Annotated in this window: 15 protein-coding genes; 4 read left to right on the top strand and 11 right to left on the bottom strand. The window is 73.8% G+C overall.

The window, feature by feature from the left end:
- Positions 1 to 151 precede the first annotated feature (151 nt).
- Both ACIQR3_RS21480 and ACIQR3_RS21475 read left to right on the top strand, forming a co-directional pair.
- A complete protein-coding gene (locus ACIQR3_RS21480; RefSeq protein ID WP_403541172.1) occupies positions 152 to 877 on the top strand; it encodes an MBL fold metallo-hydrolase in 726 nt (241 codons plus the stop codon).
- Positions 878 to 911: 34 nt separating this feature from the next.
- Entirely contained in the window at positions 912 to 1,721 is an 810-nt protein-coding gene (locus tag ACIQR3_RS21475) for a DUF3097 domain-containing protein (RefSeq protein ID WP_403541169.1), read from the top strand.
- Positions 1,722 to 1,822: 101 nt separating this feature from the next.
- Here ACIQR3_RS21475 and hemW read toward each other — a convergent pair whose 3' ends face one another.
- Positions 1,823 to 3,055 carry a radical SAM family heme chaperone HemW gene (gene hemW / locus ACIQR3_RS21470; protein WP_403541167.1) on the bottom strand — a complete coding sequence of 411 codons (1,233 nt, stop codon included), beginning with the start codon at positions 3,053 to 3,055 and terminating at the stop codon, positions 1,823 to 1,825.
- 53 nt (positions 3,056 to 3,108) lie between these two features.
- A complete protein-coding gene (locus ACIQR3_RS21465) occupies positions 3,109 to 5,193 on the bottom strand; it encodes a SpoIIE family protein phosphatase (RefSeq protein ID WP_403541165.1) in 2,085 nt (694 codons plus the stop codon).
- Between the two features lie 209 nt (positions 5,194 to 5,402).
- On the opposite strand from ACIQR3_RS21465, the gene ACIQR3_RS21460 reads away from it, so the two are divergent.
- Positions 5,403 to 5,993 (top strand): two-component system response regulator, encoded by a 591-nt coding sequence (locus ACIQR3_RS21460; protein WP_403541162.1) that lies wholly within the window; start codon positions 5,403 to 5,405, stop codon positions 5,991 to 5,993.
- A 52-nt stretch (positions 5,994 to 6,045) separates the two neighbouring features.
- Here the strand turns inward: ACIQR3_RS21460 and ACIQR3_RS21455 are convergent, their stop codons facing one another.
- Complete coding sequence (locus ACIQR3_RS21455) at positions 6,046 to 7,923, bottom strand: AMP-dependent synthetase/ligase (protein ID WP_403541159.1); 1,878 nt, start codon at positions 7,921 to 7,923, stop codon at positions 6,046 to 6,048.
- 242 nt (positions 7,924 to 8,165) lie between these two features.
- Positions 8,166 to 10,034 (bottom strand): translation elongation factor 4, encoded by a 1,869-nt coding sequence (gene lepA, locus ACIQR3_RS21450; protein ID WP_403541158.1) that lies wholly within the window; start codon positions 10,032 to 10,034, stop codon positions 8,166 to 8,168.
- A gap of 266 nt (positions 10,035 to 10,300) precedes the next feature.
- Between lepA and rpsT the strand changes: the two genes are divergently transcribed.
- Complete coding sequence (gene rpsT, locus ACIQR3_RS21445) at positions 10,301 to 10,567, top strand: 30S ribosomal protein S20 (RefSeq protein ID WP_365824265.1); 267 nt, start codon at positions 10,301 to 10,303, stop codon at positions 10,565 to 10,567.
- A 370-nt stretch (positions 10,568 to 10,937) separates the two neighbouring features.
- On the opposite strand, the gene holA is transcribed toward rpsT, so the two are convergent.
- From holA to ACIQR3_RS21410, 7 genes are all read right to left on the bottom strand, one after another.
- Positions 10,938 to 11,924 carry a DNA polymerase III subunit delta gene (gene holA, locus ACIQR3_RS21440; RefSeq protein WP_403541155.1) on the bottom strand — a complete coding sequence of 329 codons (987 nt, stop codon included), beginning with the start codon at positions 11,922 to 11,924 and terminating at the stop codon, positions 10,938 to 10,940.
- A gap of 83 nt (positions 11,925 to 12,007) precedes the next feature.
- Positions 12,008 to 12,253: a hypothetical protein gene (locus ACIQR3_RS21435; RefSeq protein ID WP_403541152.1), complete on the bottom strand. Its 246-nt coding sequence runs from the start codon at positions 12,251 to 12,253 to the stop codon at positions 12,008 to 12,010.
- A gap of 30 nt (positions 12,254 to 12,283) precedes the next feature.
- The gene (locus ACIQR3_RS21430) at positions 12,284 to 13,174 is read right to left on the bottom strand and encodes a YceI family protein (RefSeq protein ID WP_403541150.1); all 891 of its coding nucleotides are present in this window, start codon (positions 13,172 to 13,174) and stop codon (positions 12,284 to 12,286) included.
- Between the two features lie 211 nt (positions 13,175 to 13,385).
- A complete protein-coding gene (locus ACIQR3_RS21425; protein WP_403541147.1) occupies positions 13,386 to 16,136 on the bottom strand; it encodes a ComEC/Rec2 family competence protein in 2,751 nt (916 codons plus the stop codon).
- Positions 16,133 to 17,302, bottom strand: coding sequence for a helix-hairpin-helix domain-containing protein (locus ACIQR3_RS21420; RefSeq protein ID WP_403541145.1), 1,170 nt, complete (start codon positions 17,300 to 17,302; stop codon positions 16,133 to 16,135). The genes ACIQR3_RS21425 and ACIQR3_RS21420 overlap by 4 nt, the downstream gene beginning before the upstream one ends.
- A 105-nt stretch (positions 17,303 to 17,407) precedes the next feature.
- On the bottom strand, positions 17,408 to 18,253 hold the full coding sequence (locus ACIQR3_RS21415) for a DegV family protein (protein ID WP_403541142.1): 846 nt from the start codon (positions 18,251 to 18,253) through the stop codon (positions 17,408 to 17,410).
- A gap of 186 nt (positions 18,254 to 18,439) precedes the next feature.
- Complete coding sequence (locus tag ACIQR3_RS21410) at positions 18,440 to 19,174, bottom strand: hypothetical protein (protein WP_403541139.1); 735 nt, start codon at positions 19,172 to 19,174, stop codon at positions 18,440 to 18,442.
- Between the last annotated feature and the right edge of the window lie 129 nt (positions 19,175 to 19,303).

Genomic DNA, 19,303 nt, shown 5'->3' with positions numbered 1-19,303 from the left:
TCCCGGTCACGTCCGACCACTTCCGCCCTGGCACTCACCGCGTGCGAGTGCCAGACTTCCCCGGCCCAGTGTACGGCCGTGGGGTACACCCCCGGCAAGGGCCGCCCCGTGCTGCCGTCCCCGGCGGGCTCGCACCGTTAGCGTCGCCGCCATGACGGTGACTTGGGAAGAGCTGGGCTGGGAGCGGGTGGCGGCCGGGGTGGGGCGGCGCCGGCTGCCGGTGTGGGACTGCACGGCGGGGCTCGTGGTCGGCGGGGACGCGGCGCTGGTGGTCGACGCGGGGTCGAGCCTGGGCGAGGGCGCGCGGCTGCGCACCGAGGCGCAGCGGCTGGCCGGCCGGCGTGTGACGCATCTCGCGCTGACCCACGCCCACTTCGACCACGTCTTCGGGGCGGCGGCGTTCGCGGGGGCGGAGGTGTACGGCGCGGCGGGGGTGGACGCGGTCCTCGGCGCGGGGCGGGCGGCGCTGCGGGCGGACGCGCTGGCCAACGGCCTGGACCGGCGCCGCGCGGCGGAGGCGGTGGACGCGCTGGTGTCCGTACGGCACGAGGTGGGCGGCGAGCGGACCCTCGACCTGGGGGGCGGCCGGCGGGTGCTGCTGGCCGCCGTGGGCCCGGGGCACACGGCGCACGACCTGGCGGTCGTGGTGCCGGGCAGCCCGGCGGTCGTCTTCTGCGGGGACCTGGTGGAGGAGTCGGGGGAACCGCAGGCGGGGCCCGACGCCCTTCCCGGGCAGTGGCCGGCCTCGCTGGACCGGCTGCTCGGCCTGGGCGGCGAGGACGCGCTGTACGTGCCCGGTCACGGCGCGGTGGTGGACGCGGCGTTCGTCCGGGCGCAGCGGGACGCGCTGGCGGCGCGGTTCGGCGTGTCGCTCTGATCACGTCCGTGGCGTTCCTCGTATCGTCAGCGGAATGCGCCAGTACTCCGCCGATCTCACGCCCCCGTGGAAGAAGCCGCAGCCGGTGCCCGAGGTCCCGGCCGATCCCGGGCTCGTCGTGGAGGAGCCCGGCACCGGGTTCTGCGGGGCGGTGATCGGCTGCGAGGCGGGCACGGTGACGCTGGAGGACCGCTTCGGCAAGCACCGGGTGTTCCCGCTGGAGCCGCGCGGGTTCCTGCTGGAGGGCCGGGTGGTGACGCTGGTCAAGCCGTCGTCGGGTCCGGTACGTCCGTCCCGTACGGCGTCCGGTTCGGTCGCCGTCCCCGGCGCGCGGGCCCGGGTGGCCCGCGCCGGGCGCATCTACGTGGAGGGCCGGCACGACGCCGAGCTGGTCGAGAAGGTGTGGGGCGACGACCTGCGCGTCGAGGGCGTGGTGGTCGAGTACCTGGAGGGCGTCGACGACCTGCCGTCGGTCGTCGACGGTTTCGCACCGGGTCCGGACGCGCGGCTGGGGGTCCTGGTGGACCATCTGGTGCCGGGCTCGAAGGAGTGGCGGATCGCGGAGTCGGTGACCAGTGAGCACGCGCTGGTGGTCGGTCATCCGTACATCGACATCTGGGAGGCCGTGAAACCGGCCGCGCTGGGGATCGAGGCGTGGCCGCGGGTGCCGCGCGGGCAGGACTGGAAGACGGGGGTGTGCCGGGCGCTGGGGTGGCCGGAGAACACGGGGGCCGCCTGGCAGCACATCCTGGGGCGGGTGCGGTCCTACAAGGACCTGGAGCCGGAGCTGCTGGGGCGGGTGGAGGAGCTGATCGACTTCGTCACGGGGAGCGGTGGGGCCTGACGTTCTCGTGGACGGCGGACTCGCCGGTGTCCGGTTCGACACCGGCGAACCGGGATCAGGGACCGCACCGCCCCTCGGCAGCGCTTCACCCACCCGAGCGATCAGTCCACCAGGTCCCTGACCACCCCGTCCGCCAGCAGCCGCCCCCGCAGCGTCAGCACCGCGCGCCCCTCCCCGTACGGCCCCTCCTGGAGCAGCCCGTCCGACAGCGCCCGGCGTGACGCGGCGAGGCCCTCTTCGCGGAGGAGGGAGAGCGGGACGCCCTCGCGCAGGCGGAGTTCCAGGAGGATGCGCTCGACGCGGCGGTCCTCGTCGGTGAGGAGTTCGCGCCCGGCGCCCGGGGAGCGGCCCTGCGCCAGCGCCGCCGCGTACGCGCCGGGGTGCTTGACGTTCCACCAGCGCACGCCGCCCACGTGGGAGTGGGCGCCCGGTCCCGCGCCCCACCAGTCGGCGCCCCGCCAGTACAGCTCGTTGTGCAGGCAGCGGCCCGCCTCGGAGGTGGCCCAGTTGGACACCTCGTACCAGTCGAAGCCCGCGGCGGCGAGGGTCTCCTCGGCGATGAGGTACCGGTCGGCGTGCACGTCGTCGTCGGTCATCGGGACCTCGCCGCGGCGGATGCGGCGGGCGAGCCGGGTGCCCTCCTCGACGATGAGCGCGTACGCCGAGACGTGGTCGGGTCCGGCGCCGAGGGCCGCGTCCAGGGAGGCCCGCCAGTCGTCGTCCGTCTCGCCGGGGGTGCCGTAGATCAGGTCGAGGTTGACGTGGTCGAAGCCGGCCGCGCGGGCCTCGGCGACGCAGGCCTCGGGGCGGCCGGGGGTGTGGGTGCGGTCGAGGATCTTCAGGACGTGCTGCCGGGCGCTCTGCATGCCGAAGGAGATCCGGTTGAAACCGCCCTCGCGGAGGGTCTCCAGGTACGCCGGGTCGACGGACTCCGGGTTGGCCTCCGTCGTGATCTCCGCGTCGGGCGCGAGGCCGAACTCGTCGCGGATCGCGCTCAGCATCCGTACCAGGTCGGCGGCGGCCAGCAGGGTGGGCGTGCCGCCGCCGACGAAGACCGTGCGGACCTCGCGCGGGTCGTCGCCGAGCACCTTGCGGGCGAGGCGGACCTCGTCGGTGAGGGTGTCGGCGTAGTTGTCGCGGGAGGCGAGGACGCCGCCGGTGGAGCGCAGCTCGGTGGCGGTGTAGGTGTTGAAGTCGCAGTAGCCGCAGCGGGTCGCGCAGTACGGGACGTGCAGGTAGAAGCCGAGGGGGCGGCTCGCGGCCCCGGTGAGCGCGGAGGCGGGCAGGGCGCCGTCGGCGGGGACGGGCTCGCCGTCGGGGAGTGCGGAGGGCATGGGCTCCATTGTCCCGCATCCGTGTCCCGCGTCCGTGTCCCGCCTACCGGCCGCTACTCGGCCTGGAGCACCAGCAGGGCCAGGTCGTCCTCCGGCGGGCCGTCGCCGAACGCGTGCACCAGCCCTCTGACGCGTGCGGCGATCAGCTGCGCGTCCAGGCCCGCGCACCCGGCGAGCGCGGCGGCGAGGCCCTCGTCGTCGTCGAACTGGCGGGAGCCGTTGCGCCGCTCGGTGACGCCGTCGGTGACGCACAGCAGACTGTCGCCGGGCCGCAGGTCGAAGGTCTCGCCGGCGTACGTCTCGTCCTCCACGACCCCCAGCAGCGTCTGGGGCCGCGCGACGGTGCGGACGTCGCCGCCGGGCGTGAGCAGCAGCGGCAGCGGATGTCCGGCGGAGGCGAGGGTGCAGCGCACCCCTCCGTCGAACGGGACCAGTGTGCCGTAGAGCAGGGACAGGAAACGGGTCTGCGGACCGTCGCCCGGGGCAACCGGACGGCCCTCGCCGGCGACCAGGGCCCGGGCGGCGGCGTCGGCGGCCTCGGTGGCGTCGTCGAGCAGGAGCTGGTTGAGGCGGTCCAGGACGTCGGCGACGCCGTAGCCCTCGCGGGCCAGCAGCCGCAGCCAGGGCCGGGCCAGCCCGATGACCACGGCGGCCTCCGGGCCCTTGCCCTGGACGTCGCCGACGGCAAAGCACCAGCGGCCGTCGCCGGCCGGGAAGAGGTCGTAGAAGTCGCCGCTGGGTCCGCCCTGATCACGGGGTTCGTAGACGAGGGCGCTGCGCATGCCGGGGATCTCGGCGACGGCGCCGGGCAGCAGGCCGCGCTGGAGGACGGCGCTGATGGTGGCCTGGCGGGCGTACTGGCGGGCGGTGCCGATGGCGAGCGCCACCCGCCGGCCGAGGTCCTCGACCAGGCCGGTGATCTCGTCGGGGAAGCGCACGGTGGCGGCCCGGCCGATGACCAGCGTGCCCAGCGGCCGGCCGCCCGCGACCAGCCGGTACGCGAGTGCCGCGCCCCACGCGCCGCGCGGGCCGAGCGCGTGGCCCGGCCAGGGGTGGGCGACCGGCCCGGAGCGCCACGGGGCGGGCGGGCGCGGCGGATCCTTCTCCAGCGCTCGGCGCAGCTCCTCGATGCGTTTCTCGCTGCCGTGCCAGACACGGGCCAGGCGGACGCCCACCGAAGCGCTGCCGTCTCCCCAGTCGGCGCGGCCCAGGGACTCGTCCTCCAGCCAGACCGCGCACCAGTCGGCGAGCCTGGGCACCACCAGCTGTGCGGCGAGGGAGGCGATCCTGTCCTCGTCGAGCTGCCCGGCCAGCAGGTCGGACGCCTCGGCGAGGAAGGACAGCGCGCCGCGGCCCAGCCACTGCCGGTCGCGGACGTCCCGTTGCCCGCCGCCGTCCGGGTCCAGGGTCCCGGGGTTCGCTTCGTTCTCTCCGGTACCGTCGGTTTCCGGGCTCGCTCCTGACCCGCTCGCCTCCCCTGTGACGTGAGGCCCCGCCGGCGTGGTCGTGCCACCCGTTCCCCGCCGGACCCGCTGTTCCACCGAGTCCCACGGGCCCCGCGGTGCCCGGTCCCCGTCCACGGCGTGGAGCCCCGGGCCCCGTTCCCCGGCGTACGCCTCGACGCCCTCGGCGGCGGCGAGGGCGGCCGCGGCACGGTCCGGCGGGAGGCCGGCCCAGACGGTCTTGACGCCCGTGCGGTACGTGATCCCCCAGGCGTCGCAGACCGTGGCGACGAGCCGCAGACCGCGGCCGTACTCGGGCGTCCCGGCCGAGGACTCGGCGTCGGTGCTGCGGGGAGCGCGCGCGGGGTGGCGGTCGGAGACCTCGACGACGAGCGTGCCCGTGGGCTCCAGCCGGAAGGCCACCCCGACATCGGTACCGGCGTGGACGACGGCGTTGGTGACCAGTTCGCTGACGACCAGCAGCGCGTCGTCGGCGTGCCGGTCGGTCAGGTACTCGGTGCCGGGCAGGGCCTGTTGCGTCCAGTCGGCGAGCGCCACCCGGACCAGCGCGCGGGCCGCGCCCGGCGCGAGGGAGGTACCGGGCAGGTCGGCACGCACCCGCGCGGATGTCTCCGGCGGGTGCGCGGACGCCCCGGCAAGGGAGACGATCTCCCGTTGCGTCGAAATGGCCCCCATGAACGGCTCCCCGGGCAGTTCGTACGAATACGCCGCAGTCGATGGCGACAGAGTGACAGACTGGCCCCGCCCATAAGCGTCGAGTCACCGAAGTGGGCCGCGATGAGTGAGAACCGTGCTACATCTGTGCACCCCGAAGGGCCCCGACGGCCCCAGGGACCGGCTGACGACCGGCTCCGCGTCACGGAACCCCGTGAGGCCACGTCACCATGACCGCCGAGCCCACGACAGCCGAGCGCGCCGCGATCCTCCTGGTCGACGACCTGGAGGACAACCTGATCGCGCTGGAGGCCGTCCTGGGGCCCCTCGACGAGCCCCTGGTCCGGGCCCGTTCCGGCGAGGAGGCGATCCAGGCGCTGCTCAGCCGCCGGTTCGCCCTGATCCTGCTGGACGTGCGGATGCCCGGCATGGACGGTTTCGAGACGGCCGCCACCATCAAGCGGCTCGACCGGGCCAAGGACATCCCGATCATCTTCCTGACCGGCACGGAGGACGCCTCCGGCTACGCGTTCCGGGGCTACGCCACCGGGGCCGCCGACTATGTCACCAAGCCCTTCGACCCCTGGGTGCTGCGTGCGAAGGTCAGGGTCTTCCTGGACCTGCACCGCAAGGACCGCGAGCTGGAGCGGCTGCGGGCGGGCGAGCGGGCCGGGCAGGAGGCGATCGAGGCCCGGCTGGCCGCGCTGGAGGCCCACCTGGACGCGGACGCGCCACCGGACGTACCGGAACTGCGCCGGCGGCTGCGGGAGCTGCGGCACTTGATCGCGCGCGGCGGGGAACGCGGGAGGCGCATGCCGTGACGGACGGCGCGGGGCAGGCGCCTCGACGTCAACCGTGCCCCGCGCGCCGGGACTACGCCTCGCGCGCCCCCGCGTACATCTCGTCGATCAGGTGCTGGTACGTCCGCTCCACCACCGGCCGCTTCACCTTCAGGCTCGGGGTGACCTCGCCGTGCTCGATGTCGAGGTCGCGGGGCAGCAGCCGGAACTTCTTGACCGTCTGCCAGCGCTGGAGCCCGGCGTTGAGCTGATCCACGTACCCCTGGACCATCCCGACCGTCGCCGGGGCCGCGACGACCTCGGCGTACGTCTTCCCGGCCAGCCCGTTCTCCTGCGCCCACGGCATGATCGCGGCCTCGTCGAGGGCGATCAGGGCGGTGCAGAAGTTCCGGTCGGCGCCGTGCACCAGGATGTTGGAGACGTACGGGCACACCGCCTTGAACCGGCCCTCGACCTCGGCGGGCGCGATGTACTTGCCCCCGGACGTCTTGATCAGGTCCTTCTTGCGGTCGGTGATGCGCAAGTAGCCGTCGGGCGACAGCTCGCCGATGTCGCCGGTGTGGAACCAGCCGTCCGGCTCCAGGACCTCGGCGGTCTTCTCGGGCAGCTTGTGGTAGCCCTGCATGATGCCGGGGCCGCGCAGCAGGATCTCCCCGTCGTCGGCGATGCGCACCTCGGTGCCGGGCAGCGGCTTGCCGACCGTGCCGGTGCGGTACGCCTCACCGGGGTTGACGAAGGAGGCGGCGGAGGACTCGGTGAGGCCGTAGCCCTCCAGGATGTGGATGCCGGCGCCGGAGAAGAAGTAGCCGATGTCGGGGGCGAGGGCGGCGCTGCCGGAGACGCAGGCGCGCAGGTTGCCGCCGAACGCCTCGCGGATCTTGGCGTAGACGAGGGCGTCGGCGGCCTTGTGCTTGGCGGACAGGCCGAAGGGGGCGCTCGCGGTGCCGGTGCGGCGGAAGTTGTCCTGGGTGACCTTGGCGTACTCGCGGGCGACCTCGGCGGCCCACTGGAAGATCTTGTACTTGGCGGCGCCGCCGGCCTTCGCCTTCGCCGCGACCCCGTTGTAGACCTTCTCGAAGATGCGCGGGACGGCCGCCATGTACGTCGGCCGCACGACCGGCAGATTCTCGATGATCTTGTCGACGCGGCCGTCGACGGCGGTGACGTGACCGGCCTCGATCTGCCCGGAGGTCAGCACCTTGCCAAAGACGTGCGCGAGCGGCAGCCACAGGTACTGCACGTCGTCCGCGCTGATCAGCCCGGTCGCGGTGGTCGCCTTCGCCATGTACGACCAGCAGTCGTGCGGGAGCCGCACGCCCTTGGGGCGGCCGGTGGTGCCGGAGGTGTAGATGAGGGTGGCGAGCTGGTCCTTGGTGAGCGCGCCGACCCGGTTCCCGATCAGGTCCGGGTCCTTCTCCAGCCGGGCCGCACCCCGGCGCTCCAGCTCGTCGAGGGTGAGGACCCAGTCCGCGCCGGTGTCGGCGCCGGCCGGGTCGATCACCACGACGTGGGTCAGGTCGGGCAGTTCGCCGCGCTTCTCCTGCGCCTTGGCGAGCTGGGCGGCGTCCTCCGCGATCAGCACCCGGCTCCCGGAGTCGGAGACGATGTAGGCCGATTCGTCGGCGTTGGTCTGCGGGTAGACGGTGGTCGTCGCCGCGCCCGCGCACATGATGCCGAGGTCGGCGAGGATCCACTCGATCCGGGTCGACGACGCCAGCGCCACCCGCTGCTCGGGCTCGACCCCCAGCTCGATCAGACCGGCCGCGATGGCGTGGACCCGCTCGGCGGCCTGCGCCCAGGTCAGCGACCTCCAGTCGTCCGGCCCCTCGCCCGAGGCCGGCGGTACGGGATAGCGGTAGGCCTCGGCGTCCGGCGTGGCCGCCACGCGCTCCAGGAAGAGGCCCGCCACGGACGGCGGACGGTTCTCGATCAGGGTCTGTGTGTCGCTCACGACATCCTCCGGGCCCGCGACGGTGCGGCTGGCTCTGTTGCGGCTGGCTCTGGCTCTCTTGGCTCTCTTGTTTAACTCGCGAGTAACTATCGAGCAGGGGATCAGAGTAAGGCCCGACCGGCCGGTATGTAAGGGCCCGCGCCCGGTCTCTTCCCCGCTGTTTCCTCCGGACGGCCGTCACGCGGACGGACAGGGGCCCGCCGCACTCCCGTGCGACGGGCCCCTGGTGTCCGATGCCGCGGCTACTTCTTGCCCTTGCCCGATCCCGCGCTGTCGTCGCTGGAGAGGACGGCGATGAAGGCCTCCTGGGGAACCTCCACGGACCCCACCATCTTCATCCGCTTCTTGCCTTCCTTCTGCTTCTCCAGCAGCTTCCGCTTACGGGAGATGTCACCGCCGTAGCACTTGGCGAGGACGTCCTTGCGGATGGCGCGGATGGTCTCGCGGGCGATGACGCGGGAGCCGATGGCGGCCTGCACCGGCACCTCGAAGGCCTGCCGGGGGATCAGCTCCTTGAGCTTGGCGACGAGCCGCACGCCGTAGGCGTACGCCTGGTCCCTGTGGGTGATCGCGGAGAAGGCGTCCACCTTGTCGCCGTGCAGCAGGATGTCGACCTTGACCAGGCTGGAGGTCTGCTCGCCGGTGGGCTCGTAGTCCAGCGAGGCGTAGCCGCGGGTCTTCGACTTCAGCTGGTCGAAGAAGTCGAAGACGATCTCCGCCAGCGGCAGGGTGTAGCGGATCTCGACGCGGTCCTCGGAGAGGTAGTCCATGCCGAGCAGGGTGCCGCGCCGGGTCTGGCACAGCTCCATGATCGAGCCGATGAACTCGGTCGGCGCCAGGATCGTGGCGCGCACGACCGGCTCGTACACCTCGGTGATCTTGCCCTCGGGGAACTCGCTCGGGTTGGTGACGGTGTGCTCGCTGCCGTCCTCCATCACCACCCGGTAGACCACGTTGGGCGCGGTGGCGATCAGGTCGAGGCCGAACTCGCGCTCCAGCCGCTCCCGGATCACGTCCAGGTGCAGCAGACCGAGGAAGCCGACGCGGAAGCCGAAGCCGAGGGCGGCGGAGGTCTCCGGCTCGTAGACGAGGGCGGCGTCGTTGAGCTGGAGCTTGTCGAGGGCCTCGCGCAGCTCGGGGTAGTCCGACCCGTCCAGCGGATACAGCCCCGAGAAGACCATCGGCTTCGGGTCCTTGTAGCCGCCGAGCGCCTCCGTGGCGCCCTTCTGCTGGCTGGTGACGGTGTCGCCGACCTTGGACTGGCGGACGTCCTTCACGCCGGTGATGAGGTAGCCCACCTCGCCGACGCCGAGGCCGTCGGCGGGGAGCATCTCCGGCGAGTTGGTCCCGATCTCCAGCAGCTCGTGGGTGGCGCCGGTCGACATCATCTTGATGCGCTCGCGCTTGTTGAGCTGGCCGTCGATGACACGGACGTAGGTCACGACACCGCGGTAGGAGTCGTAGACCGAGTCGAAGATCATCGCGCGGGCGGGGGCGTCGGCGACGCCGACCGGGGCCGGGACGTCGGCGACGACCCGGTCCAGCAGCGCCTCCACGCCGAGACCGGTCTTGGCGGAGACCTTCAGCACGTCGTCGGGGTCGCAGCCGACCAGGTTGGCGAGTTCCTCGGCGAACTTCTCGGGCTGCGCGGCCGGCAGGTCGATCTTGTTCAGTACGGGGATGATCGTGAGGTCGTTCTCCATCGCCAGGTACAGGTTGGCGAGGGTCTGGGCCTCGATGCCCTGGGCGGCGTCGACCAGGAGGATCGTCCCCTCGCACGCGGCGAGCGACCGCGAGACCTCGTAGGTGAAGTCGACGTGCCCCGGGGTGTCGATCATGTTGAGGATGTGCGTGTCGTTCTTGGCGTGGGTGGGGGCCCACGGCAGACGCACCGCCTGAGACTTGATCGTGATGCCGCGCTCGCGCTCGATGTCCATGCGGTCGAGGTACTGGGCGCGCATCTGCCGCTGCTCGACCACACCGGTCAGCTGGAGCATCCGGTCGGCGAGCGTGGACTTGCCGTGGTCGATGTGCGCGATGATGCAGAAGTTGCGGATCAGAGCCGGGTCGGTACGGCTCGGCTCGGGCACATGGCTAGGGATCGCGGGCACGCAGGGTCCTGATTCTTGAGGCGTCCGCAGTGTCTGCGGTCTCGGGTCGGATCGATACGTAGCTTCCATCGTCCCACGGGCGGCGACCGCGGGGCGGTCTGGGAGGGGTGGTCGCGGGCCGGCCGGTGGCCGGTTTGGGCGCCTCGACGGGCCGCTGGTAGTGTGGGGGGCTGTGTCTCTTGCCCTCTCAGCGCGAGGCACGACTTCTGGAAAATCACCGGTACGGGACCAGTGGGCCCCGTGCCTGAACCTGTAGAGGCTCATTCGTGGCGAACATCAAGTCCCAGATCAAGCGGATCAAGACCAACGAGAAGGCGCGGCTGCGCAACAAGGCCGTCAAGTCCTCCCTGAAGACCGCGATCCGCAAGGCCCGCGAGGCCGCTGCCGCGGGTGACGTCGAGAAGGCCACCGAGTACCAGCGCGCCGCCGCGCGTCAGCTCGACAAGGCCGTCTCCAAGGGCGTCATCCACAAGAACCAGGCCGCCAACAAGAAGTCGGCGCTGGCGCAGAAGGTCGCCGCCATCAAGGGCTGAACCCTCATCTGGTCTGTCTGACCGCCGGAAGGACCCAGAGCGGGCCCTCTCTCATCCGCTCCCGACCGGCACCCCGAGCCCGCACGCGGCCTGCGTTCGCCACGCGGGTGTGGGCTCACCTGAAGCGTGACCCGAGGCCCCGCCTTTTTGGGCGGGGCTTTGGTGTGTCCAGGGCCGACCAGTGGTGCTGCGGACCTGTCCGGCGGGTCGGGTCTTCATTCAGCCCGTCCGGTGTTCGAGGACGCGGCCGTTCAGGCCGATGGGGGTCTGGGTGCGCAGCCCGCAGGGGCGGGGAGGGCAGGGGGCGGAGGGGCGCCCACGGGGCCGGCACCACGGAGCACTCGCGCCCGGAACCCACCCAGGCTCGTGCCTACCGCCCCCGCGACCGCGCCGCCCGCGCGATCGTGACGACCGCCTTCTCCAGCGCGTACCCGGGATCGTCTCCCCCGCCCTTGACCCCCGCGTCCGCCTCGGCCACCGCCCGCAACGCGACGGCCACGCCGTCCGGCGTCCAGCCGCGCATCTGCTGCCGCACCCGGTCGATCTTCCACGGCGGCATGCCCAGCTCCCGGGCGAGATCGGCGGGACGCCCCCCGCGCGCGGAGGACAGCTTGCCGATCGCCCGCACTCCCTGCGCCAGCGCGCTCGTGATCAGCACCGGCGCTACCCCCGTCGCCAGCGACCACCGCAGCGCCTCCAGCGCCTCCGCGGTCCGGCCCTCGACCGCCCGGTCGGCGACCGTGAAGCTGGATGCCTCGGCCCGCCCGGTGTAGTACCGCCCGACGACCGCCTCGTCGATGGTCCCCTCGACGTCCGCGACCAGCTGGGACACCGCCGACGCCAGCTCCCGCAGGTCGCTTCCGATGGCGTCCACCAGCGCCTGGCACGCCTCGGGCGTGGCCGACCGCCCGGTGGTACGGAACTCGCCGCGCACGAAGGCCAGCCGGTCCGCCGGTTTGGTCATCTTCGGGCACGCCACCTCCCGCGCCCCCGCCTTGCGCGCCGCGTCCAGCAGCCCCTTGCCCTTGGCGCCGCCTGCGTGCAGCAGGACCAGGGTGATCTCCTCGGCGGGTGCGCCGAGGTAGGCCTTGACGTCCTTGACCGTGTCGGCGGACAGGTCCTGCGCGTTGCGTACGACCACGACTTTGCGCTCGGCGAAGAGCGAGGGGCTGGTCAGCTCGGCGAGCGTGCCGGGCTGCAACTGGTCCGGGGTGAGGTCACGTACGTCCGTGTCGGCGTCGGCGGCCCGCGCGGCGACCACCACCTCCCGCACGGCACGGTCGAGCAGGAGGTCCTCCTGGCCCACGGCAAGGGTCACCGGGGCGAGAGGGTCGTCATTCGCAGTCTTCCTGGCCATCGCGACAAGCATCGCACGCGGCACTGACAGCGGACTCCGAGCCGCGGCCGGGCCGGAGCCAGGTCGGGGCCGGACCGGTGAGGCTAGGGCTCCTCCCGCCAGCCGTCCCACTCCGCGGCGAACTCGTCCAGCTCCCCGGCGTCCAGCCGCCGCTCCTCGTCCCGCAGGACGACGAGCCACTGGGCGTCCTCGGCGTCGTCCTCCCCGGCCAGCGCGTCCCGGAGGAGCTGCGGCTCCTCGGTGACGCCGAACCGCTCCCCCAGTGCCTCGGCCACCTCCTCCGCCGCGTCGCGGTCGGGCAGCACCAGCACATGTCTCACGTCACTCACGCAGGACATTGTCCGTCACCGGCCGACGGGTCAGGCCGGTCGGCCCTTGGGGACGATCTGTATGTCGAGGTCGATGGTGATGCTCGGCCCGACCACGGCGATGCCGCGCGCCAGCATCGTCTGCCAGCTGACCGTGAAGTCGTCGCGGTGCAGTTCCGTGGTGGCCCGGCAGGCCGCCCGCACCTCGCCCTCCATGCCGTTGCCGAGCCCGAGGTACTCGGCGTCCAGCGTCACCGTCCGCGTCACGCCGTGCAGCGACAGTCCGCCGGTGACCGCCCACCGGTTGCCGCCCCGGTGCGCGAACCGGTCGCTGTAGAACTCCAGCGTCGGATACCTCTCCACGTCCAGGAAGTCCGCCGACCGCAGATGGTCGTCGCGCATCCGTACGTTGGTGTCGATGGACGCCGCGTCGATCACCACGTGCATCGCCGACCGGTCCATCTCGTCGGCGATCCGCACCGCCCCGGCGAAGGAGTTGAACCGTCCGTGGATCCGGGCCAGTCCGATGTGCCGCGCGGTGAAACCGATCGAGGAGTGCGCCGGCTCGATCTCCCAGTCCCCCGCCTTCGGCAGCTCCGGCACCGCCGCGACCTGCAAGGTCACATCGCCGAGCGAGGAGAGCGAGTCCTCGGCCACGGTCGCGGACGCCCGGTACGGGGTGAACCCCTCGGCGGAGACCGCGAGCCGGTACTCCCCCGCCGGCACCGCCGTGACGAACGACCCGTAGGGGTCCGTCCCACCGCGGACGACCTTGCGCCCCATGCCGTCGCTCACCGTCAACTCGGCGTGCGCCACCGGTTCGTTCACCGGGTCCAGCACCCTGCAGCTCAGCACTCCCGCGTTCGGCGGAACCCGTACCGCCGCCAGGGGCCCCGTCCGTCGTACCCGCTTCGCGCGGCTTCCCAACAAGCGGCCGATCATCTACGACACCCTCTGCACGACGCTGGATCATCCCTACCGAAGACGCATTCGATCACCGTTGAGGCTTTCCAGGCAACACGGAAGCACATCACTGCAAAGCGGCGCATGTGACGGCACTGCGTACGAGTGGCCCCGCTGTGGCCCGAATTGGCGGCTCCGGTGTCGGTTTGCACAACTGCCGCACAGCCGGCACCTGTTGCCCGCCCAGCTCTCACCTTCCTGTCACCCGCAGCCCCTCCCCCTCCGTACCCGCGACCGCCAGCGCGCCGTCCCGGTCGGTCCGCAGGACAGCGGCGCCCTGGGCACGCAGCGCCGCGAGCGTGCCGGGGGCGGGGTGGCCGTACATGTTGTGCGCCCCGCAGGAGATCAACGCCACCCGTGGGGCCGCCCTGCGCAGCAGCCCCGGGTCCTGGTGGGCCGAGCCGTGGTGGGCCACCTTGAGCACGTCCACCCCTTCCAGCGCGGAGGCCACCGGCGATCCGGCCAGTGCCCGCTGGGCCGGCGGTTCCAGGTCCCCGAGCAGGAGCAGCCTGAGACCGGCCGTCCTGACCAGCAGGCTGACGCTGGCGTCGTTCGGGCCCTCCACGCCGAGCCGCTGACGCGATCCGGGCGGCGGAGGCCACACCACCTGCCAGGACAGCGCCCCCGTCCGCCGGCGCTCCCCGGCGACCGCGTGCCGCAACGGGACCTTCCGTGCCGCCGCCTGTCCGCGGACGAAGTCCACCTGGTCCGCCGGTTCCTCGAAGCCGGTCGTCTCGATGGCGCCCACCGAACGCCCCCGGAGCACGCCGGGCAGCCCGGCCACGTGGTCGGCGTGGAAGTGGGTCAGCACGACGAGCGGGACCCGGGTGATCCCGAGCGAGCGCAGACAGCGGTCGACGAGGACCGGATCGGGTCCGGCGTCCACCACCACGCCCGTGCCCTCGCCCGCCGCGAGCACCAGCGCGTCCCCCTGTCCGACGTCGCACATCACCAGCCGCCAGTCCGGAGGCGGCCAGCCCGTGATCACCCGGGTCAGCGGAGCCGGCCGCAGCACCGCGACCACCAGCGCCAGCACACAGACACCGCACCACCAGGGATGCCGTGTCAGCCGCCGCCCCGCGAGCAGTACACCGACCGTCACCAGCGCGAGCGCTGCCGCTCCGGTCCAGGTCGCGGGCCAGTCCACCCCCGCGCCGGGCAGCGCCGCCCCGGTCCGGGCCACCCGCGCGAGCCAACCGGCCGGCCAGCTCGCGCACCACGCCAGTACCTCGGCCACGGGCATCGCCACCGGGGCGGTGGCCAGCGCGCCGAAGCCCAGGACCGTGGCGGGCGCGACGGCGAACTCGGCCAGCAGATTGCACGGCACTCCCACCAGACTCACCCGGGCCGACAGCACGGTGACGACGGGCGCGCACACCGCCTGGGCGGCGGCAGCGGCGGCCAGCGCCTCGGCCAGCCGGGGCGGCACCCCTCGGCCGCGCAGGGCGGTGCTCCAGCGCGGCGCCAGCGTGAGCAGGGCACCGGTGGCCAGCACCGAGAGCAGGAAGCCGTAACTCCGGGCGAGCCACGGGTCGTAGAGCACCAGCAGCAGGACCGCCGTCGCCAGCGCCGGGACGAGGGATCTGCGGCGGCCGGTGGCCAGGGCGAGCAGCGCGACGCCTCCGCAGGCCGCGGCCCGCAGCACGCTCGGATCGGGGCCGCACACGACGGCGAACCCGAGGGCCAGCGCCGCCCCGAGCAGTGCCGTCGCCCTCAGCGGCACGCCGAGGCGGGGTGCCAGTCCCCGGCGCTCGCTTCGCTGGGCCAGGCCGGGCGGGCCCAGCAGCAGGGCGAGCAGGATCGTGAAGTTGGCTCCGCTGACGGCGAGTGTGTGCGCGAGGTCGGTCTCCTTGAAGGCCTCCTCCAGGTCCGGGGTGATCCGCGAGGTGTCGCCGACGACCAGCCCCGGCAGCAACGCCCGGGCGTCCGCCGGGAGGTCGTCGGTGGCCGCCCGCAGACCGGCCCGCAGGCGTCCCGCGACCCGCTGTGCCCCCGACGGTCCGGCCACCACGTCCGGCGCAGCCCCGCCCCGTACCCGCCACAGGGCGGCGATACGGTCCCCGCCCACCGCCGGGGGCGCCGAGCGGGCGGTGATCCGCACCCGCGTGGTCGGCAGCAGCCCGAGCCAGGGCGAGGCACGGGCCCGGTCGGCGGCCGTGCCCGGGGCCGCGCCGTCGCGGGGGCCACGTTCCGGCGCCCCCGCGACCGGGCCCCCCGAGTTCCGTTCCGGCGCCCCCGCGACCGGACGTCCCGGGTTCCGTTCCGGCGTCCCCGCGTCCAGGTCGACGATCATCCGTACCGGTGTCCGGGTCGTCACCGCCGTACCGTCCGTCTGCTCGACGCGGCGTACGTCGGCGTCGACCAGCACGGCGGGCGGTGCCTCGTGGTTGCCCTGGACGCGGGGGCGGGTGAGACGCGGGCCGGAGGTCAGTTCCACCTCGGCGGTCACGGTGGCGTACCGCCGGGCCAGTTCCGGTACCGGGCCCCGGCGCAGGTCGGCGCCGTGCAGTCCGGCCGAGGCGGCGGACGCGGCGACACAGAGCAGCAGGGCGGCGACGGCGGGCCGGTGCCGGCCCCAGCGTTCACCCTGGCTTCGTCTCGGGCGTGCTCCCCGGTGTTCCCCCTGAGTTCGCGTCCAGCGTCCACCCCGGCACGCCAGCAGGAGCCCGGCGGTGACGGCGCAGCCGACCACCGCGCAGACGGTCCACCCGGCGGACCTGTCCAGGTACAGGGCCGCCGCGGCCCAGGCGCCGAGGGCGGGCGGCACCAGGCGCAGGTCCACCGGCCCCTCCTGCCGGGGACGGGCGGCGCCGAGCCGCTTCCCGGAGGCGGCGTGGACGGCCGCCCGGGTCGCCGCGGCGGGCGCCGGACCAGGCCCGGCCGACGGGTGTGCGCCGTGCCGGTCGTCCGGCGCGCGGGCCGGATCGGTGCGTCGCGTCATGGCCGTACGAGGTCGCGCAGGTCGGCGAAGCGACGCTCACCGATGCCGTTGACCTCGCGCAGTTCGTCGACGGAGCGGAAACCGCCGTGCCGGGTGCGGTACTCGACGATGTGCCCGGCGAGCACGGGGCCGACGCCCGGCAGGGTGTCGAGTTGGTCGACGGTGGCCGTGTTGAGGGAGACGGGGGCGGCGGGCCCCGCCCCGGGAGCCCCGGCGGTACCGCCAACGGGCACGCCGACGGGGCCGGCTCCCGCGCCGGTGCCCTCCGGGGGCGGGCCGACGATGACCTGTTCGCCGTCCACCAGGAACCTCGCGCGGTTGAGCCCGCCGGTGTCGGTGCCGGGGCGTACGCCACCGGCCGCGCGCAGGGCGTCCGCCACCCGCGAACCCGGCGGCAGCCGGTGGACGCCGGGTTCGCGGACCTTGCCGCTGACGTCCACCACGATCTCGGCGCCCGGAGTGGCCCCCGGAGCGCCGGCCGTCACCGGGCCCGTCCCGCCCTGCGTGCCCGTGCCCTCAGCCTCGCCCCCGCCCTCGCCCACGGCCTCGCCCCCGTCCTCGCCCACGGCCTCGCTCCGCCCGCCGTACGGCGTCCCCGCCGCCCGTACCAGGTCGGGTGCGGACACGGACTGGGTCCGGCCGGTCCAGAAGTGCTGCACCGCCAGACCCGCCGCGGCGACGAGCACCACGGTCAGCGCCAGCACACCGCGCCGTTCCAGCCCGCACCTGGTCTGGAGCCACAGCGGCATCCGCTCCCGCAGCGCCAGCCGGGCCCGCCCCCAACGGGACCCGACGTCACGGGCGGCCCCGGCCTCCCCGGTGTCCGCACAGGTCTCCGCCCGCGGGGCGTCGGCGTCCGGTCCCCCGGCCCGCCGCCCGGGCAGTGCCTTCCCCGGCTCCCGCCGCTGAGCGCCTCCTTCTTCGAAGCCGGCCCGTCCCGGCCGTTCGCCGAACAGCGCCTCCGCCCGCCCACGAAGTACCTCCGCCGAAGCAGAAGCAGAAGCAGAAGCCGAACCCCGGCGTCCGTGGTGCCGTGCCCGGCCCGGATGCCGTACCCGGCCGTGCGCCTGCGGCAGGCGTCGGTGGCGGAACCGGCCGTCGGAGGCGGGGCGGCGGCCCGGGCCGCTGGTGGGTGCCGTTGCGCGAGAACGTGATCGAAGTGCCATGCGCCGAGGATCGGACGACCCGGCACACTCGCGATGATCATGGTCGGTTTCTGGGGACCGACGCCCGCTTGTGGATATCTCCGCCACCCGCACGGGTGACGGGCTTCACCGGGACGAGACGACGACCCCCAGCAATCCGGGTCCCGTGTGCGCCCCGATCACCGCGCCCACCTCACTGACGTGCAGGTCGGCCAGGCGCGGCACCCTGGTCCGCAGCCGGTCCGCCAGGGCCGCTGCCCGGTCGTGGGCGGCGAGATGATGGACGGCGATGTCGACCTCGGCGCCGCCCGCCCGGTCGGCGGCGATCTCCTCCAGGCGGGCGATGGCCTTGGATGCCGTGCGCACCTTCTCCAGCGGCTCGATCCGGCCGCCGTCGAGCCGCAGCAGCGGTTTCACCGCCAGCGCGGACCCGAACAGGGCCTGCGCGGCCCCGATCCGGCCGCCGCGGCGCAGATAGTCGAGGGTGTCGACGTAGAAGTAGGCGGACGTGCCCGCCGCTCGCTTCTCCGCCGCCGTGACGGCCTCGTCCACCGTGCCGCCGTTCTGGGCCGCCTCGGCCGCGGCGACCGCGCAGAAACCCAGCGCCATCGCGATCATGCCGGTGTCCACGACCCGTACCGGGACGGGCGCCTCGCGTGCCGCGACCACCGCCGCGTCGTAGGTGCCCGACAGCTCGGCGGAGAGGTGCAGGGAGACGATGCCGGTGGCGCCTGAGCCGGCGGCCTTCCGGTAGGTCTCGGCGAACGTCTCCGGGCTGGGTCGGGAGGTCGTGACCGGTCGTCGCTTCTGCAACGCCTGGGCCAGCGAGCGGGTCGAGATCTCGGTGCCCTCCTCCAGCGCCCGGTCGCCCAGGACCACGGTCAGGGGCACCGCGGTGATGCCGTGGCGCTCCATCGTCCGGGGCGGCAGGTAGGCCGTTGAATCGGTGACGATCGCGACATGGCGGGACATGAGCTGGAGGTTACCTGCCGTAGCGCCCATACGGCAGTCCGGCCCCGGTCACCGGCACCGGCACCGGCACCGGCACCGGCACCGGCACCGGCACAGAACAAGCCGCGCCGCCCGGCCAGGCTGCCGGGCCGGCCTGTACGTCGTCCGTCACGTCGTGCCGTCACGTCGTGCCGTCAGGTCGTGCCGTCAGGTCGTGCTCTCCGGCCGGGCCTTCTTCTGCCAGGGGTACGTCGGGCGCGTCCCGGCCGGGTCGATCGCCGGTCGCGCCGGTTCCCCGGCGGGAGCCGGCCGCCCCGGCCCGGCGCTCACGTCGGCGGCGCGCGTGTCGGCGGCGGCCGGGGCCTCGGGCCACGGGGGCGGCGGGGAGGCGGGCTCCGTCCTGGTCCAGTGCCGCAGGGCGCCCGCCTCCACGTCGATCTGCGCGCTCAGCGAGTCCAGGTCATCGTCCGCGAAGCGGCGGGCCCTGTCGCGGGCAGCCCAGCGCAGGGAGTCGGCCGCCTGGGTGATGCGCTCGGTGCGCTCGCGCAGCCCGGGCAGGCGCTCCGCGAGGGTGGCGCGGTCCGGCTCGGTCTCCAGTCGCCGCAGCTCGGCGTCGAGTTCGTGTCCGTGCGCACTGAGCCGGGCGAACAGGCCCAGGGACTCCTTGAGGGACTCGTCCTCGGCCGCACCCGCCTCCAGCGCGTCCTGCGTGGCCCGCATGGACGTGCGCAGCGACAGCCGCAGCCGCGCGACCTCACCGGCCGAGCCCGGCTGGACCAGGGACTTGGCGCGCAGCGTGTGCTCCTCCACCGTGCGGCGGGCCTGGGTGATGCCGCGGTCCACGCCCCGCTTGGCGGCGCCGACGGCCTTCACCGTGGCATAGGCGCCAAGGGCGATCATGAGCACGAAGAGCAGGGCGACGACTGCGATCACTGCTTCCACGGTGCTCCTCCTCCGGCCCGCCCCGCGGGCACTCGCGGCGCCCACCGCGCCACTCTCTTCCACCGTAAACGCAACGGGCAGGCCCGGAGTTCCAGAAAAACCCCGAACCTGCCCGTAGGGGACCGCCCT

This window comes from Streptomyces sp. NPDC090994, from assembly GCF_044768905.1.
Taxonomy (GTDB): Bacteria; Actinomycetota; Actinomycetes; order Streptomycetales; family Streptomycetaceae; genus Streptomyces.
The sequence above is the reverse complement of the archived record's forward strand: the minus strand, read 5'-3'. Positions and strand labels throughout refer to the sequence as shown.

What these genes read in the sequence shown, in the direction of transcription:
- ACIQR3_RS21465 (WP_403541165.1), bottom strand. Translation starts at nt 5,193, where the DNA reads ATGGGGGCCATTTCGACGCAACGGGAGATCGTCTCCCTTGCCGGGGCG.
- ACIQR3_RS21430 (WP_403541150.1), bottom strand. Translation starts at nt 13,174, where the DNA reads ATGATCGGCCGCTTGTTGGGAAGCCGCGCGAAGCGGGTACGACGGACG.
- ACIQR3_RS21420 (WP_403541145.1), bottom strand. Translation starts at nt 17,302, where the DNA reads ATGGCACTTCGATCACGTTCTCGCGCAACGGCACCCACCAGCGGCCCG.
- ACIQR3_RS21425 (WP_403541147.1), bottom strand. Translation starts at nt 16,136, where the DNA reads ATGACGCGACGCACCGATCCGGCCCGCGCGCCGGACGACCGGCACGGC.
- ACIQR3_RS21475 (WP_403541169.1), top strand. Translation starts at nt 912, where the DNA reads ATGCGCCAGTACTCCGCCGATCTCACGCCCCCGTGGAAGAAGCCGCAG.
- ACIQR3_RS21460 (WP_403541162.1), top strand. Translation starts at nt 5,403, where the DNA reads ATGACCGCCGAGCCCACGACAGCCGAGCGCGCCGCGATCCTCCTGGTC.
- ACIQR3_RS21480 (WP_403541172.1), top strand. Translation starts at nt 152, where the DNA reads ATGACGGTGACTTGGGAAGAGCTGGGCTGGGAGCGGGTGGCGGCCGGG.
- holA (WP_403541155.1), bottom strand. Translation starts at nt 11,924, where the DNA reads ATGGCCAGGAAGACTGCGAATGACGACCCTCTCGCCCCGGTGACCCTT.
- hemW (WP_403541167.1), bottom strand. Translation starts at nt 3,055, where the DNA reads ATGCCCTCCGCACTCCCCGACGGCGAGCCCGTCCCCGCCGACGGCGCC.
- ACIQR3_RS21415 (WP_403541142.1), bottom strand. Translation starts at nt 18,253, where the DNA reads ATGTCCCGCCATGTCGCGATCGTCACCGATTCAACGGCCTACCTGCCG.